This is a genomic window from Microbacterium sp. LB12 (assembly GCF_037150835.1).
Lineage (GTDB): Bacteria > Actinomycetota > Actinomycetes > Actinomycetales > Microbacteriaceae > Microbacterium.
Window position 1 is genome coordinate 96,616 of record NZ_JBBCPF010000002.1, and the last position, 15,370, is coordinate 111,985.

A 15,370-nucleotide genomic window follows, 5' to 3' on the forward strand; every position below is an offset into this window, starting at 1 on the left:
GTCTGCGATCCAGTCCATCCGACCCCGGCATCCCCGGGAAGTGTCGACTCGTCACCGGCTGCGGTGACTTGTGTCACGGCGTCGCTTCACACCCGCCGCATCTCCTCGGCGAGCGCGCTGTTCGTCTCCGCGAACCGTGCGGTGATGTTCTCGCGCACCTCGGGCGACTTGTTCTGGCTGAGCTTGGCGCGCGCATCGAAGCGGTCGACGCGCATCCGCAGGCCGACGGTGCCTTTCGCGGCGCGGCGGGTGCCGGCCTCGTCTTCGGAGAGATGCCGACCGTGTTCCTGCCGGTCCTCGAAATGGTCGGTCAGCCGGGTGAGCATCGCGTAGTTCTCCTCGTCGCTGAGGATCTCCGGGGTGCCGTAGAGGTGCGCGGTGACGTGGTTCCAGGTCGGGACCAGGTCGCCGGGGGCGTAGAGTCTCGGCGAGACGTAGTCATGCGGCCCCTGGATGATCACCAGCACCTCGTGCCGGCCCAGCTCGTGGAGCTGCTCGTCCGGCCGCCCGAAGTGGCTCACGATCACGATGTCGTCCTCGTCGTCGAGCAGCAGCGCGGGGTAGTGCGAGGCGACGAGGCCGCCGCTCGCGGGGGACACGAACGTCGCCCACGGGTTGTCACGGATCAGGCGCTTGACCTCGTCGGGGTCGGTCATCAGGTAGCGGGGTGTGTGGCGCATCAGGACTCCTCGGTGCGGGGACGGTGGTTCAGACGGGTGCGCACCGCGAGCGCGGCGCAGACGATGACGACGAGGCCGCCGACGGCGGTCGCCCAGCCGATGGGTTCGTGCAGAAGCAGCGCGGCCCAGGCGATGCCCATCACGGGTTGGACGAGCTGGATCTGGCTGACCTGCGCCATCGGGCCGATCGCGAGGCCGCGGTACCAGGCGAAGAAGCCGAGGAACATGCTCACGGCGGCGAGGTAGCCGAACGCGAGCCACTGCACAGGTGTCGCGGCTGGTGGCTGCTCGACGCCGGCGACGACGGTCAGCACCGACATGAGGGGAGCCGCGAGCACGAGCGCCCACGACACCGTCTGCCAGGATCCGAGTTCGCGGGCGAGCAGACCGCCTTCCGCGTAGCCGATGGCGGCGGCGATGACGGCCCCGAACAGGAGCAGGTCGGCTCCGGTGAGCGACCCGAGCCCACCGTTCTGGAGTGCGGCGAAGGTCACGGCGGCGACCGCCCCGAGGATCGCGAACACCCAGAAGGACCGGGCGGGGCGCTCCCCGGTGCGGATCACGATGGCCACGGCGGTCGCAGCGGGCAGCAGCCCGATCACCACGGCGCCGTGGCTGGCCGGCGTCGTGGTCATCGCGAACGAGGTCAGCAGCGGGAAGCCGGCGACCACCCCTCCCGCGACGATCGCGAGCCGCCACCACTGCACGCTCGTGGGCGGTCGCTGCCGTGTCACCGCCAGGGCGATCCCGGCGAGGAGCGCCGCGACCACGGCGCGCCCCGAGCCGATGAACAGCGGTGAGAGGCCGCCGACCGCGATGCGCGTGAACGGAAGGGTGAAGGAGAAGGCGGCGACGCCGAGAAGCCCCCACCAGAGACCGGCGCGCGTCGATAGCACTGTCGCACGCGGAGCGATAACGCTACTCTGTTCTTTCATGAATCAGGATAGCACTGAGCGCATCGTCGCCGGAGTCCGTGCCTGGGTGGCATCCGCTGCTCCCGGGGCGCAGGTCCCCTCGAACCGCGCGCTCATGGCCGAGTACGGCGCCAGCCCGGTGACGGTGCAGAAGGCGATGCAGCACCTCGCTCGACTCGGCCTGGTGGAGTCCCGACCGGGAGCGGGGACGTTCGTGCGCGCCGTGCGTCCCACCCGATCCGTGGACTACGGCTGGCAGACCGCGGCACTCGGGGCTTCGCCGTCCCCCCTCGCCGGGCTCTCCTCCACGCAGCGCACCGTCGCACCCGACGCGATCGGACTGCACTCGGGATACCCCGCGGTCGAACTGCTGCCGGAGCGACTGGTGCGCCAGGCGATCGTGCGCGCCGCGCGCACCGAGGCGGCGCTGACCCGATCCCCGGCCGCCGGACTCCCCGACCTGCAGGCGTGGTTCGCCGGCGAACTCGCCTCCTCCGCACCCGCCGGCGTCACGCCGGCCTCGGCCCGCGACGCCCTGATCATCTCGGGCAGCCAGAGCGGGTTGAGCTCGATCTTCCGCGCGGTCGTCGGTCCCGGTCAGCCGCTGCTGATCGAATCGCCGACGTACTGGGGTGCCATGCTCGCGGCCGCACAGGCAGGCGTCGTCCTGGTGCCGATCCCCTCCGGCCCCCAGGGGCCCGATCCGGACGACGTCGAGCGGGCGTTCGCGCAGACTGGGGCACGGGCGTTCTACGCGCAGCCGACGTTCGCCAACCCGACCGGAGCGCAGTGGCCGACGGCGACCGGTGAGGCCGTGCTCGAGGCCGTCCGTCGGCACGGGGCCTTCCTGATCGAGGACGACTGGGCGCACGACCTCGGGATCGATGCGGATCCGCGTCCCGTGGCCGCATCCGACGACGACGGTCATGTCGTGTATCTGCGTTCGCTCACCAAGAGCGCCTCTCCGGCGCTGCGGGTCGCGGCCGTGATCGCCCGGGGCCCCGCGCGCGATCGCATCCTCGCGGATCGTGCCGCGGAGTCGATGTACGTGAGTGGCCTGCTGCAGGCTGCGGCGCTCGACGTCGTCACGCAGCCGGGGTGGCGCACGCACCTGCGCGGATTCCGTGACCAGCTGCGGGCGCGCCGCGACCTGCTGATCTCGAACCTCGCGGCGCATGCTCCTGCCGCGCAGGTGGAGGGTGTGCCGGTCGGCGGTCTCAACCTGTGGGCGCGGCTGCCCGAGAGCGCGGATGTCGGGCAGGTGGTCCGTGAATGCGAGGTGCGCGGGCTCATCATCGCGCCCGGCACCGAGTGGTTCCCGGCCGAGCCGTCCGGGCCGTACGTGCGACTCAACTACGCCAACGCCGACCCGCCGCGCTTTGCCGAGGCCGCGGGGATTCTGGGCGCTGTGCTCGACGCGCTCTCCTGAGCACGGCGGACGGCGGCGTCCTCAGGCGTCGGGCGTCGGATCCTGCGGGGGACCGGCGGGGCGATGCGCGCGGCGTCCGTTGACGACCACCGGGCGTCCGGCGCGCTCCTGACCGGGCAGCGGGCGCGAGCGGCGACCGTAGATGAGCTCGGACGAGTCGAGCAGCCACGGCACGAGCGTGATCGAGACGCCGTGCACGAGCATCAACTGGTTGGCGAGACGGCGGGCGCGACGGTTGTGCAGGAACGACTCCCACCAGTGCCCCACGATGTACTGCGGCAGGTACACGGTCACGACCGAGGATCCGTGCTTCTCGCGGTACTGCTTGATGAACTGCGTCACCGGCTGGGCGAACGAGCGGTACGGCGACTCCACGATCACCAGCGGCACCGGCACGAGGTGATCGGCCCAGTCCTTCTGCACCTGCGCCGCGGCTTCCGCCGAGACGGCCACGTGCACGGCCAGCGTCTTGTCGTGCTTTGCGGCGATCGCATAGTCGATGGCCTTCATCACGGGCTTCTGCAGATGGTTCACGAGCACGATCGCGACGTCGCCGGATGACCCGAAGCGGGTCGTGTCGTCGATCGCGATCTCGTGCTCCACGTCGCGGTAGTACCGCTTCACGCCCAGCATCAGGAACGCGAGGATCGGGATCGCGAAGAACACCAGGTACGCGCCGTGCGTGAACTTGGTGATCGTCACGATGACCAGCACCAGCACGGTCATCACGGCGCCGGTCGAGTTGATGATGAGACCCACCTTGGCCGAGCGGCGGTCGGACGCGGAGGCGCCGTCGATGCCGGGGCCGGACCGGTCCTCCGCCGGGCCGCGGAGCACGCGGCGCCAGTGCCGCACCATGCCGATCTGACCCAGCGAGAACGACACGAAGACGCCGATGATGTACAGCTGGATCAGGGTGGTCAGCTTCGCCTGGAACACCACGAGCACGGCGATCGCGGCGATGCCCAGCACGATCATGCCGTTCGAGAACACCAGTCGGTCGCCGCGGGTGTTGAGCGACTTCGGCGCGTAGCCGTCGCGGGCGAGCACGGCACCCAGCAGCGGGAACCCGTTGAAGGCGGTGTTCGCGGCGAGCAGCAGCACGCAGGCGGTGGCAGCCTGCACGATGAAGAACGGGATGCTGCCGCCGCCGAAGGTCGCCGAGGCGATCTGCGCCATCAGGCTGGGCTGCGGATTCGTGCAGTCGAAGCCGACCAGGTCGCAGGGATTCTCGGCGTAGTGCACACCGGTGATGAGGGCGAGCGCGGTGAGGCCGGCGAACAGGCAGGCGGCGATGCTGCCCATGAGGACGAGCGTGGACTGGGCGTTGCGGATCTTCGGCGCGCGGAAGGCGGGAACGCCGTTCGACACCGCCTCGACGCCGGTGAGGGCGGAGCATCCGCTCGAGAACGCGCGCAGGATCAGCAAGATCACGGCCGCCTGGCTCAGGCTCTCCGCCTGCACCGAGAACTCGGCGCTCGAGGCGACGGGCGCATCGCCCAGGAACGTGCGGATCAGGCCGGTGACGATCATGATGCCGACGGACCCGATGAACACGTACGTCGGGATCGCGAACACCAGCGACGCTTCGCGCACACCGCGGAGGTTCACGATGATGATGAGGATCACGAATCCGACGGCGAGCTCGACGCGGAACGGATCGAGCCCCGGGACCGCGGAGATGATGTTGTCGACGCCGGACGCCACCGACACGGCCACGGTCAGCACGTAGTCGACCAGGAGGGCTGCCGCGACGATCACGCCGGGGATCTCGCCGAGGTTCTTCGACGCGACCTCGTAGTCGCCGCCGCCCGAGGGGTACGCCTTGATCAGCTGTCGATAGCTGAGCACGACGACCACCAGCAGGATCACGACGGCGATCGCGACGAGCGGCGTGAACGACAGGAACGTGAGGCCGCCGATCAGGAGGATCATCACGAGCTCCTGCGGGGCGTAGGCCACCGAGCTCAACGCATCCGACGCGAAGATCGGCAGTGCCATGCGCTTCGGGAGGAGCTGGTCGTCGACCTGCTCACTCGTCAGGGGGTCGCCGATGAGGATGCGCTTGGCGAGCAGCGGAGTGTCCGCGCCCTCCCTGTTTTCGTCTGACACGTCCGGCGACACTACGCCTCCTGATGGCATCCTCACGCCATCCTCACGGAATCCCTACGGTGGGATGGCGGGCTCCTCACGGAATCCTTACGGGCAAAGCTACACTGGCACGCTGTGGAGGATCAGGTCGTGCTCGGGGTCATCGCGATCGCGATCGGAGTGGCCTTCGGCATCCTCCTCTTCGTCCCTTTCGTCGCGGTCAGCTATCGACGACGCGGGCATCTCGGCCTCGGGCGCACGCTGCTCTGGCTCTCGGCGCTGATCTACTTCTGGGCGATCTGGACGTACACGCTGCTGCCGCTGCCCGACCCGGACACGATCCGCTGCGTGGGGGCGATCACCGATCCGATGTCGGTGGTGCGCGATGTGCAGACGGCTCTCGCGGCGCCGGGCACTCCGCTGCGGCATCCCGCGCTGCTGCAGCTGGTGTTCAACGTGCTGCTGTTCGTGCCCCTCGGCGTCTTCATCCGGGTGCTCGCCGGCCGCGGCATCCTGGTGGCGCTGGCCGCCGGCTTCGGGCTGTCGCTACTGGTCGAGACGACGCAGCTGACCGGTGTGTGGGGGATCTACCCCTGTGCGTACCGGTTCTTCGACGTCGGCGACCTGATGACGAACACGCTCGGCGCGGTCGTGGGCTGCGCGCTGGCACTGGTCGTGCCGCGGTCGCTGCGCGGGGCGAAGGCGAGTCCCGACGCCGACCTCCCGCGTCCCGTCACCCGCGGCCGTCGCGCCCTCGCGATGCTGTGCGACGGCCTCGCCTACGGCTTCCTGAGCGCCGGCGTCGGGGTGACGGTGCAGGTATGGCTGGAGTACGTCGTGCGCGATCGGCAGGCTGTGCTCGACGGCGGTCTCGCCAGCACGGTCGGTGCGGTCGTCCCCTCCGCGATCTTCCTGGTGCTGATCCTGGCGAGCGGACGCTCGGTCGGCGACTTCGCCGTGCAGCTGCGCTATGCGGGCTCGCGGGTGCCCGCCCCGCTCTCCCGCCTGCTGCGCTGGGCCGGGGGCATCGGCGGCCTGAGCGCGCTGGCTCTGGGCGGCGGTCTGTTCGACCTGGCCTCTTCGATCCTGATCCTCGTCGCGATCGTGATGCTGTTCACCACGCGCCTCGGCCGGGGCCTACCCGGGGTGATCTCGGGCCAGCACCTCGCGGATGCGCGGGCAGATGCGCGGGGGGAACGACACCTGTAGGGGAAGCGTAGGGACATCGGGTATCCACAGCGGTTTCCGATCACGAACCCGTAACGTCGATGCCATGACGACCGTTCACGTCACCGAGGACACGATCAACCAGGCCCGCGAGCTGCGCGACGAGCTGCAGCGGTTCCTGCGCGAGTACGAGTTCGGGATGCGGGAGGTCGAGACGAAGATCTCGATCCTGCGCGACGAGTTCACGCACGACCACGCCTACAACCCGATCGAGCACGTGAAGAGCCGGCTCAAGACGCCGGACAGCATCGTGGAGAAGATCGCCCGCAAGGGCATCGACGAGCCGGACTTCGACCGGATCCGCGCCGAGATCACCGACATCGCCGGGGTGCGCGTGACGTGCAGCTTCGTCGCCGACGTGTACCGGCTGTTCGATCTGCTCACCGCGCAGGACGACATCACGGTGCGCACGGTCAAGGACTACATCGCGCACCCGAAGGACAACGGGTACAAGAGCCTGCACGCGATCATCGAGGTGCCCGTGTTCTTGTCGACCGGGGCGCTGTCCGTTCCGGTCGAGGTGCAGTTCCGCACCATCGCGATGGACTTCTGGGCCAGCCTCGAGCACAAGATCTACTACAAGTTCTCGAACCAGGTGCCCTCGCACCTCGTCGACAGCCTGTCCGATGCCGCGGATGCGGCCGCCGAGCTCGACAGCCGCATGGAGCGCCTGCACCGCGAGGCGCACGGGGTTCCGCAGCGCCAGCTCGCCCCGCCGCCGCCCCCGGTCACCCGGGTCTGATCTCGCAGAACGACACGAACCTCGCAGGAATCCTCAGGATCTCTGCGAGGTTCGTGTCGTTCTGCGGAGTTTCTGCCGGGGTCCGGGGGTCAGTTCGGGAAGGTGTGGGGGGAGAGGGCGGCGAGAGCGGCGAGGGCGGAGGCTGCCGCGTGCGTGGGTTGGGCGCCGACGCCGCCGGGGCCGCGGGTGGATGCGGTGCCGCATGCCACGGCGAACGCGATCGCGCGGTCGAGCGGCAGGCCGGACAGTCGTGCCGAGAGGAACCCCGCCGCGAGGGTGTCGCCCGCACCGACCGTGTCGACCAGAGGCTCAGCCACGGGTGGCGCGCTCGCTCGCACGGCCTCGATCGTGCCGTCGACCCGGCGCGCGGCCACCGCACCATCGGCGCCGAGCTTCGCGACCACGACCGCACCTTCCGGCATGCGGTCGAGCAGCTGACGCACGGCCGGACCGATGCCGCTCGCGCCGGTGATCCCGGTCAGCTCCTCCTCGTTGCCGAAGAAGCAATCGACGTGCGGCATCACATCGAGGATGCCGCAGTCCCACTGCTCGGTCGGGTCGAAGTTGCCGTCGAGCGACGTGGTGACCCCGGCCGCACGCGCGGCGCGGAACAGCGCAGGAGCCTCGGCGTGCAGCGCGTGCTGCAGGAAGTAGCTGCCCACGTGCAGGTGTGCGGCGGATGCCAGTGCCTCTGTGGTCACATCGGCGGCGCGCACCGTGCCGATCGAGCCCATCGAGGTGAGGATGGCGCGGTCGCCGCTCGGACGTGTCAGATGTGTGGACGCGCCGGTCGGGAGCGTGGGATCCACACGCACGGCTGCGGTGTCGACGCCCCGTCGGGCCAGCTCCTCGTCGAGGAAGCGGCCGAACGTGTCGTCGCCGCGCACGCTGATCAGGCGGGTGGGGACGCCGAGTGCCGCCGCCCCGCACGCGGTGATCGCCGAGGAGCTCCCCATCGTGAGGGTGGTCCGCGGGACGATCTGCTCGTGCTGGCCGAACCGGATCTCGTCGTCGACGTCGATGATCAGATCGACGCACAGCTCGCCGACGACGAGCAGCTGATTCACGGATGCTCCGGCAGCAGCCATTCGCACCACACCCCTTCCAGGTCGGCATCGTTCTCCCGCTCTGCAGCGTGCCGACGACTCCAGTCTGCGGCCGCCGCGCGCACCGCATCGCACGCGCGCCGCGTGCCGTCGGCTCCGCGATCGGAGCCGTGGATGCTGACGAGCATCCACGCTCCTGCCGCGGCGTCCGACGACTGCCCGTTCGCGACGGTCGTGCGGACGGGCATCGTCATGGCGATCACGTCTCCGGCCGCGAGCCCGAGGGCGTCGGCGGCAGCGTCCGCGATGGCGACGAGCAGCTCGCGCTCCGCAGGGTGGGGAGCGGTCGCGACGGTGATGACGGGCATCAGTCGGTGACGAGAACCGAGCGGTTCAGGAACGGCGGGGTGTCGGGGTTGCGTCCGCGCAGCGCCGCGAGGTCGACGGCGAGCCGGTGCACCAGCGGCAGGTTGGCCTGCGGGTCGAGGTCGTTCACGTACACGCTGGCGCCGGTCGTGCGGACGTCATCCGCGACCACGTCGGGCGCCTCGCCGAGGAACCAGACCAGCGTCTCGGGCCCCGCGCAGGAGATCGGACCGTGCTGGTACTCCCACATCGAGTACGCCTCGGTCCAGAACCCGGCCGACTCGCGCACCTTGAGGGCTGCCTCCTGCGCGAGCCCGTTCGTCCAGCGGTGGCCGAGGAAGACGATGTGCTTCACCTGCGCGGGGTCCACGGGGAGATCGGTGGCCAGTGCCGTCCTGGCGTCGTCGACGAGCGTGGCGGGTGCCTGTTCGATCGAGGCCCGCAGGGTCGTGAGCCCGGTGGTGGCGAAGCGGGTCTGCACGATGGACTTCTCGTCGGCGAAGCCGAGGTGCACGGTGCGGTCGGCGCAGAGTCGGCCGAGGGCGGTGTCGGTGTCGCCGATGATGGCGGTGATGCGGTGGGTGTCGCGGTAGCGCTCGACGAGGTCGACCACATCGACCGTCGTGCCGGAGCGGGAGATGACCACGATGTGCTCGTCGTCGTCGATCCAGTCGAGCTCGCTGGGGATCGCGGCACGCGTGCGTCCGAGACCGGCATCGTTGCGCAGATACGCGTACGAATCCCCGATGTAATAGGAGGTGCCGCAGCCGACCACGAGCACTTTCTCGCCCGCAACGGGGAGGAGTTCGCGGTGCTGCTGCGTGAGATCGAGCGCCTGCTGCCAGATGGCGGGCTGGCTCATGAGCTCTGCCCGCGTGGTCGCGCCTGATCCGGCGATGCTTTCGTTCATCTGCTGGTCCTTCAGATCTCTCCGCCGTCGCGCAAGTGGCGACGATCTGTGCAGATTCAATCAGAAATGAGCAAACAATGAAAGTTCTTGACGGATTGAGCCAACTATTGAATACTGCAAGAGCAGGGACGCTCACGGCATCGGTGCCGCGGGCAGGATCACACGAGAAGGAGCTCGAAGCGTGAGAATCAGAAATCAGCGCCTCATCGGCATCGTTGGAATCGGCGCCGTGAGCACACTGGTGCTCTCCGGGTGCGCAGGCTTCGGCGGAGGCGGTTCCAGCGACGACGGCGGTGACCAGTCGCTGACCTTCACCACCTGGGGAAGCGAGTCCGAGGAGACGACGTTCAAGGACCTCATTGCACAGTTCGAGGCCGAGCACGACGGCGTCGACATCAAGCTCAACGTGGTCCCCTACGACCAGATGTTCTCCAACATCGACGCACAGCTCTCGTCCGGTGACGCCCCCGACCTGTTCCGCGTCGACTACGGCAACCTCGGCGTGTACTCCAGCCAGGACCAGCTGCTCGACCTCAGCCCCTACTTCGACGACGACGAGGCCGGCGAGTTCACCCCCGCGATGTGGGAGGCCGTCTCCTTCGACGGCAAGCCCTACGGCGTGCCGCACCAGACTGACGTCTCGGCGCTCCTCGTCAACACCGCGATGCTGAAGGATGCCGGCATCGACCCGGCCACCCTGCCCACCACGCAGGACGACGCCTGGACGTGGGAGCAGTTCGCCGAGGTGGCAGGCAAGCTCCGCGCGGCACTGCCCGCCGACAAGTACCCGTTCGCCTACAACTGGCAGCTCGGCGGCGCCCCGCGCTGGCTCAGTTGGCTGTTCCAGGCCGACGGCACGTTCCTCGACGGCACGAAGGCCACGATCGACTCGGCCGAGGGCACCAAGGCGCTCGACTTCACGAAGAGCTTCTTCGACGAGCAGTGGGTGCCCCCGACCAGCTCGACCAAGGGCACCGTCTACGCCGACAACCTCTTCACCGAGGGCACGGTGGCGATGGCGTTCGCCGGTTCGTTCCTCGTGCCGGACATCGACTCGCTCGCCGAGTTCGACTGGACCGCGCTGCCCATGCCCAAGGACGCACGCGGCGCGACCGACCTCGGCGGCAACGCGCTCGTGGCCACCAAGACCACGAAGAACCCCGAACTGGCCGCCGAGTTCCTGAAGTTCATGGTGTCCAAGGACGCGATGAGCGAGTTCTGCGCGAACACCAACGAGCTGCCCACCCGCACCGACCTCGAAGGCGACGCGGTGCAGTTCAAGGTGCGCCCCGACGTGATGCCGGTGTTCGTCGACCAGGCAGGCACGATCGAGCCGAGCGACGTGAAGCAGCTGACCTCGCCGGCCATGGCCGCCATCAACACCGCGCTCCAGGACCAGCTCGAGGCCGCGTTCATCGGTGGTCAGTCCACCGCCGAGACGCTCAAGAACCTGTCGGCCGCGATCGAGGAAGCCGCCAAGTAATGACTGCTCTCTCCACCCGCGACCGGGACAGCGCCGTCGCGCCGTCCCGGCCGCGGGCGGGGCGGCGGGCCGCCCGGCTGCGCGAGTCTCTCGTCGGCTGGGCGTTCGCCGCGCCGAACCTCGTGCTGATGTCGCTGTTCCTCTTCATCCCGATCATCTGGGCCCTGATCATCTCCTTCCAGGAGACCAAGGGGTTCGGGAACCCGGAGTGGGTGGGACTCGACAACTACTCGACCCTGGTGTCGGACCCGGTCTTCTGGCAGAGCCTCGCCAACACGATCGTCTTCACCCTCGTGACGGTGCCGATCGAGCTCCTGGGCGGCCTCGCGCTCGCCGTGCTGCTCAACTCGGTGCTCCCGGCCCGTGGCGTGTTCCGCACCATGATCGTGCTGCCGATGGTCATCTCCGGCGTCGCCTCCGGAATGATCGCCGTGATCCTGTTCTACGAGTCGAACGGCCTCGTCAACAAGATCCTGCAGACGTTCGGTCTCGACCCGATCGGCTGGCAGTCGCAGGGTACCCCGGCGATGATCTCGGTCATCGCGGTGGCGATCTGGCTGCGCCTCGGCTTCAACATGATCATCTACCTGGCCGGTCTGCAGTCGATCTCGCCCGAGCTGTACGAGGCCGCCCGCATCGACGGCGCCAGCCGCTGGCAGCAGTTCCGCTCGGTCACGGTGCCGCTGGTCGGCCCCTCCACGTTCTTCCTGCTCATCATGAACGTGATCGCCTCGTTCCAGGTGTTCGACCTCATCTTCATCATGACCGGCGGTGGCCCCGGCAACTCCACCTCGGTGCTCGTGACCTACGCCTACCGCAACGGCTTCCAGATCAGGGAGCAGGGATACGGCGCCGCGATCGGCATCGTGATCCTCATCATCACGCTCATCTTCACGTTCATCCAGTGGAAGACGAGCCGCACCAGAGACCTGGCGGAGTAAGGACCATGGCTGAGACAACCACCGTTCTCCAGATCGCCGATGCGGCCGTGCTCGGCGAGCGGGGCGCGCGCCGCGTGCAGCGCCGTCGCCGTCGTCACAGCGACGGGCGCAAGGGCATCGTCTGGCGCACGATCGTCGCGTCGATCATCGCGATCGCCGTCGTGTTCCCCCTGTACTGGATGCTCGTCGTCGCGTTCTCGCCGCGGGGTGAGGTGTTCAAGCCGGGGCTGCGCCTGTGGCCGAGCACCTTCACGCTCGAGAACTTCACCAAGGTCTTCGACCGGGTCCCCGTGATCGACTGGCTGGGCAACTCGGTCGTGATCGGCGTGCTGGTCACCGTGCTCACCGTGACCGTGAACCTGCTCGCCGGGTACGCCTTCGCGCGCCTGCGCTTCGGTGGCCGCAACGCCGTGTTCATCCTGGCGCTGGCCACGATGATGATCCCGGTGCAGGCGATCATGGTCGCCCAGTTCAAGCTCGTCTCGGGCCTCGGCATCTACGGCACCTACTGGGGCGTCATCCTGCCGGGTGCCGCCGCGGCGTTCGGCATCTTCCTGGCCCGCCAGTTCTTCATCGGGATCCCGGATGAGATCGTCGAGGCGGCTCGCATCGACGGCGCCGGACACCTGCGCATCTTCGTGCAGGTGGTGCTGCCGCTGTGCAAGCCGCTGATCGCGGTCCTCACCCTGCTCACTCTCATGGGAAGCTGGAACGACTTCGCGTGGCCCTTGATCGCCCTCAAGGACAACTCGCTGTTCACCCTTCCGATCGGATTGCTGTATCTCAAGAACCAGACCACGCCCGACTACAACGCGATCATGGCGCTCGCGCTGATCTCGGTGCTGCCGATGGTGCTGCTGTTCATCTTCTTCCAGAGGTACTTCGTGCAGGGCTTCGCCCGGAGCGGCATCAAATGACCCTCACCTACCTGTGCTCGCTGCCGTTGCCGGATGCCTGGTTCGCCGAACTGGCGGAGCGGATGCCGGATGTCGCGGTGCATCGGATGACGCCGGACTCGCCGCCGTCCGCCGAACTGCTCGCCGAGGTCGACCTGCTGCACACCAGCGAGTGGCTGCCGGAGTTCAGCCAGGTCCCGAGGCTCCGTCTCGTGCAGCTCGACACCTCGGGCGTCGACCATGTGCGCGGCACCTCGCTGTGGGACAGCCCCGTGCCGATCGCGACCCTCGGCGGCATCGCGCCCGTGCCGATGGCGGAGTACGCGCTGATGTCGATCCTCGAGCTCGCGCACCGGATGCCCGCCATCGTGCAGCACCGCGAGGACCGCACCTGGCCGTCCAATGCGGAGCGCCTCGCCGAGCTGACCCCGCGGCAGCTGCCGGGCGCGACGATCGGCATCATCGGATACGGCCGCATCGGACGCGAGATCTCGCGCCTGGCCACCGCGTTCGGGATGCAGGTGCTCGGCGTCAGCCGCTCCGGTGCCCGGGTCGCCGCGGCTGAGAAGTTCGATACCGGACGCCAGGCCGCAGCCGACGATCCCGCCGAGCTGTTCCCCATCGACCGGATCGACGAGGTGCTGCGCCGCAGCGACCACCTCGTGGTGGTCGTGCCGCTCACCGAGCTCACCCGCGGCCTCATCGGACCGGCACAGCTCGACCTGCTCCCGCCCGGCGCGTGCGTGGTGAACATCGCCCGCGGCGGCATCGTCGACGAGCAGGCGCTCCTCGAACGACTGCGTGACGGACGCCTCGGCGGCGTCGCCCTCGACGTGTTCGACGAGGAGCCGCTGGGCGCGGAATCGGTGTGGTGGACGGAGCCCGGCGCGCTGGTGACCCCGCACGTCGCCGGACTCGCCCCGCAGTATCATGCACAGACACTCGACCTCATCGTCGAGAATCTGACCCGACTGGCCGCGAATCGGCCCTTGCTGAATGAGGTGGACCGTGCAGCCGGTTACTGAGCCCCTGATCGGGCCGAAGCGTCAGCGCGAGCTGCTCAACTACATCCGCACCTACGGCGCGGGGTCGGTCAGCGAGATGGCGAAGCTGCTCGGGGTCAGCACCTCCACCGTGCGGCGTGATCTGAACGAGCTGCAGGACAAGAAGCTCATCGAGCGCGTGCACGGCGGTGCGGCGCAGGTCGACGACGACGTGGAGCCCCTCCGGCCGCAGCGCGAGGTCGCCTTCGCCGAGGAGAAGCAGCGCATCGGACGCGCCGCGGCCGCCTACATCACCCCGAACTCCACGGTGCTGATCACGGGTGGCACCACGACCGAGGCGATGCTGCCGTTCCTCGGCGGCATCCCGGGGCTGACCGTCCTCACCAACAGCCTCACGGTGGTCAGTCGGCTGTCGCAGTTCCCCGACATCGACATCATCGTGCTGGGCGGGCTGCTGCGCCGTCAGGAGATGAGCCTGCTCGGGCACCTCACGATCGCGGGCCTCGACGAGTTCGGCATCGACCGGGTGTTCACGGGAGCATTCGGCGTCGACCCCGAGATGGGCGTCACCGGCACGAACCTGTCGGAGACGCAGACCGACCGTTCGCTGGCCTCCTCGGCACGTGAGCTGATCGTGCTCGCCGACCACTCCAAGCTCGCACGGCGCGGACCAGCGCGCCTCGTCCCGACCGACGGCATCTCCCGCCTGATCGTGGACGACGGGGCGGACGCCGAGCTCGTCGAGCTGCTGCGCGGCGCGGGGGTGACCGTCGAGACATGCTGATCCCACCCGCCCTCTCGGCGGTGGGGCTGGGCGGGAGCCTGCCCTCCATCGCTGCTTTCAACGTCATCACCCTCGAATACGCCGAGGGGATCGTCGCCGGTGCCGAGCGTGCCGGCCGGCCCGTGCTGCTCTCGATCAGTCACAATGCGGTGCGCTTCCATGGCGCTCTGGCACCGATCGCCGCGGCCTGTCGTGCGCTCGCCGACGCGGCTGCCGTGCCCGTCGCGCTGCACCTCGACCACTGCGAGTCCGAGGAGCTGGTGCGCGAAGCGGCAGAGCTCGGCTTCGACTCCGCGATGTTCGACGCCTCGACCCTGCCCTATGCCGACAACGTCGCCGCGACCGCCCGTGTCGTGGCGCGCGGTCACGAGGACGGGATCTGGATCGAGGCCGAGCTCGGGGAGATCGGCGGCAAGGACGGCGCCCACGCGCCCGGAGTCCGCACCCATCCGGCCGAGGCCGCCGCGTTCGTCGCCGCCACCGGTGTCGATGCCCTGGCGGTCGCGGTCGGCTCCTCCCACGCGATGACCAGCCGGACGGCGCAGCTCGACGTCGACCTGATCTCCCGGCTCGCCGCCGCCGTCCCCGTGCCGCTCGTGCTGCACGGCTCGTCCGGCGTCGACGACCAGGGCATCCGTGCCGCCGTCGCGGCCGGCATCCGCAAGGTGAACGTGGGCACCCAGCTGTCCGCCGCCTACTCGAACGCACTGCGGGCCGAGCTCGCCGATCGCGTCGACCCGCGCACGGCGCTGAGCGCGGCGCGGGAATCCATCGCCTGCGAGGTCGCGCATCTGCTCGACGTCATCTCGCACCCCATCGACATCTCGCACCCCATGGACCAGGAGAGGTAGGAACCC

The 15,370-nt window shown here is 69.1% G+C and carries 15 protein-coding genes; 9 read left to right on the plus strand and 6 right to left on the minus strand.

Annotation, left to right across the window (positions count from 1 at the left end; translation table 11 throughout):
- Window positions 1-86: 86 nt before the first annotated feature.
- Window positions 87-680: an FMN-binding negative transcriptional regulator gene (locus WFM69_RS04965; RefSeq protein WP_337002284.1), complete on the minus strand. Its 594-nt coding sequence runs from the start codon at window positions 678-680 to the stop codon at window positions 87-89.
- Window positions 680-1,615: a DMT family transporter gene (locus WFM69_RS04970; protein WP_337002287.1), complete on the minus strand. Its 936-nt coding sequence runs from the start codon at window positions 1,613-1,615 to the stop codon at window positions 680-682. Before WFM69_RS04970 ends, WFM69_RS04965 begins: the two co-directional genes overlap by 1 nt.
- On the opposite strand from WFM69_RS04970, the gene WFM69_RS04975 reads away from it, so the two are divergent.
- Window positions 1,614-3,023 carry an aminotransferase-like domain-containing protein gene (locus WFM69_RS04975; RefSeq protein ID WP_337002289.1) on the plus strand — a complete coding sequence of 470 codons (1,410 nt, stop codon included), beginning with the start codon at window positions 1,614-1,616 and terminating at the stop codon, window positions 3,021-3,023. The two genes, WFM69_RS04970 and WFM69_RS04975, sit on opposite strands and share 2 nt — an antisense overlap.
- 21 nt (window positions 3,024-3,044) lie before the next feature.
- On the opposite strand, the gene WFM69_RS04980 is transcribed toward WFM69_RS04975, so the two are convergent.
- Entirely contained in the window at window positions 3,045-5,147 is a 2,103-nt protein-coding gene (locus tag WFM69_RS04980; RefSeq protein ID WP_442928399.1) for an APC family permease, read from the minus strand.
- A gap of 102 nt (window positions 5,148-5,249) precedes the next feature.
- On the opposite strand from WFM69_RS04980, the gene WFM69_RS04985 reads away from it, so the two are divergent.
- On the plus strand, window positions 5,250-6,323 hold the full coding sequence (locus WFM69_RS04985) for a VanZ family protein (protein WP_337002293.1): 1,074 nt from the start codon (window positions 5,250-5,252) through the stop codon (window positions 6,321-6,323).
- Window positions 6,324-6,387: 64 nt separating this feature from the next.
- Window positions 6,388-7,083, plus strand: a complete 696-nt coding sequence (locus tag WFM69_RS04990; RefSeq protein ID WP_337002295.1) for a GTP pyrophosphokinase — start codon at window positions 6,388-6,390, stop codon at window positions 7,081-7,083.
- An 89-nt stretch (window positions 7,084-7,172) separates the two neighbouring features.
- On the opposite strand, the gene WFM69_RS04995 is transcribed toward WFM69_RS04990, so the two are convergent.
- Genes WFM69_RS04995 through WFM69_RS05005 form a run of 3 tightly spaced genes read right to left on the minus strand, consistent with a single transcriptional unit; the run spans window position 7,173 to window position 9,405 of the window.
- Complete coding sequence (locus tag WFM69_RS04995) at window positions 7,173-8,171, minus strand: carbohydrate kinase family protein (protein ID WP_337002297.1); 999 nt, start codon at window positions 8,169-8,171, stop codon at window positions 7,173-7,175.
- Window positions 8,147-8,497, minus strand: a complete 351-nt coding sequence (locus WFM69_RS05000; protein WP_337002299.1) for a hypothetical protein — start codon at window positions 8,495-8,497, stop codon at window positions 8,147-8,149. The genes WFM69_RS04995 and WFM69_RS05000 overlap by 25 nt, the downstream gene beginning before the upstream one ends.
- Window positions 8,497-9,405 carry an SIS domain-containing protein gene (locus tag WFM69_RS05005; protein ID WP_337002300.1) on the minus strand — a complete coding sequence of 303 codons (909 nt, stop codon included), beginning with the start codon at window positions 9,403-9,405 and terminating at the stop codon, window positions 8,497-8,499. The genes WFM69_RS05000 and WFM69_RS05005 overlap by 1 nt, the downstream gene beginning before the upstream one ends.
- 181 nt (window positions 9,406-9,586) lie before the next feature.
- Here WFM69_RS05005 and WFM69_RS05010 point away from each other — a divergent pair, with 181 nt between their 5' ends.
- Genes WFM69_RS05010 through WFM69_RS05035 form a run of 6 tightly spaced genes read left to right on the plus strand, consistent with a single transcriptional unit; the run spans window position 9,587 to window position 15,364 of the window.
- Entirely contained in the window at window positions 9,587-10,888 is a 1,302-nt protein-coding gene (locus WFM69_RS05010) for an ABC transporter substrate-binding protein (protein WP_337002303.1), read from the plus strand.
- Window positions 10,888-11,829 carry a carbohydrate ABC transporter permease gene (locus WFM69_RS05015; RefSeq protein WP_337002305.1) on the plus strand — a complete coding sequence of 314 codons (942 nt, stop codon included), beginning with the start codon at window positions 10,888-10,890 and terminating at the stop codon, window positions 11,827-11,829. The genes WFM69_RS05010 and WFM69_RS05015 overlap by 1 nt, the downstream gene beginning before the upstream one ends.
- 5 nt (window positions 11,830-11,834) lie before the next feature.
- A complete protein-coding gene (locus WFM69_RS05020) occupies window positions 11,835-12,746 on the plus strand; it encodes a carbohydrate ABC transporter permease (protein ID WP_337002307.1) in 912 nt (303 codons plus the stop codon).
- On the plus strand, window positions 12,743-13,750 hold the full coding sequence (locus WFM69_RS05025; protein WP_337002310.1) for a D-2-hydroxyacid dehydrogenase: 1,008 nt from the start codon (window positions 12,743-12,745) through the stop codon (window positions 13,748-13,750). Before WFM69_RS05020 ends, WFM69_RS05025 begins: the two co-directional genes overlap by 4 nt.
- Entirely contained in the window at window positions 13,734-14,513 is a 780-nt protein-coding gene (locus tag WFM69_RS05030) for a DeoR/GlpR family DNA-binding transcription regulator (RefSeq protein WP_337002312.1), read from the plus strand. The genes WFM69_RS05025 and WFM69_RS05030 overlap by 17 nt, the downstream gene beginning before the upstream one ends.
- Window positions 14,507-15,364 (plus strand): class II fructose-bisphosphate aldolase, encoded by an 858-nt coding sequence (locus WFM69_RS05035; protein ID WP_337002314.1) that lies wholly within the window; start codon window positions 14,507-14,509, stop codon window positions 15,362-15,364. The genes WFM69_RS05030 and WFM69_RS05035 overlap by 7 nt, the downstream gene beginning before the upstream one ends.
- The last annotated feature ends 6 nt before the right edge of the window (window positions 15,365-15,370 follow it).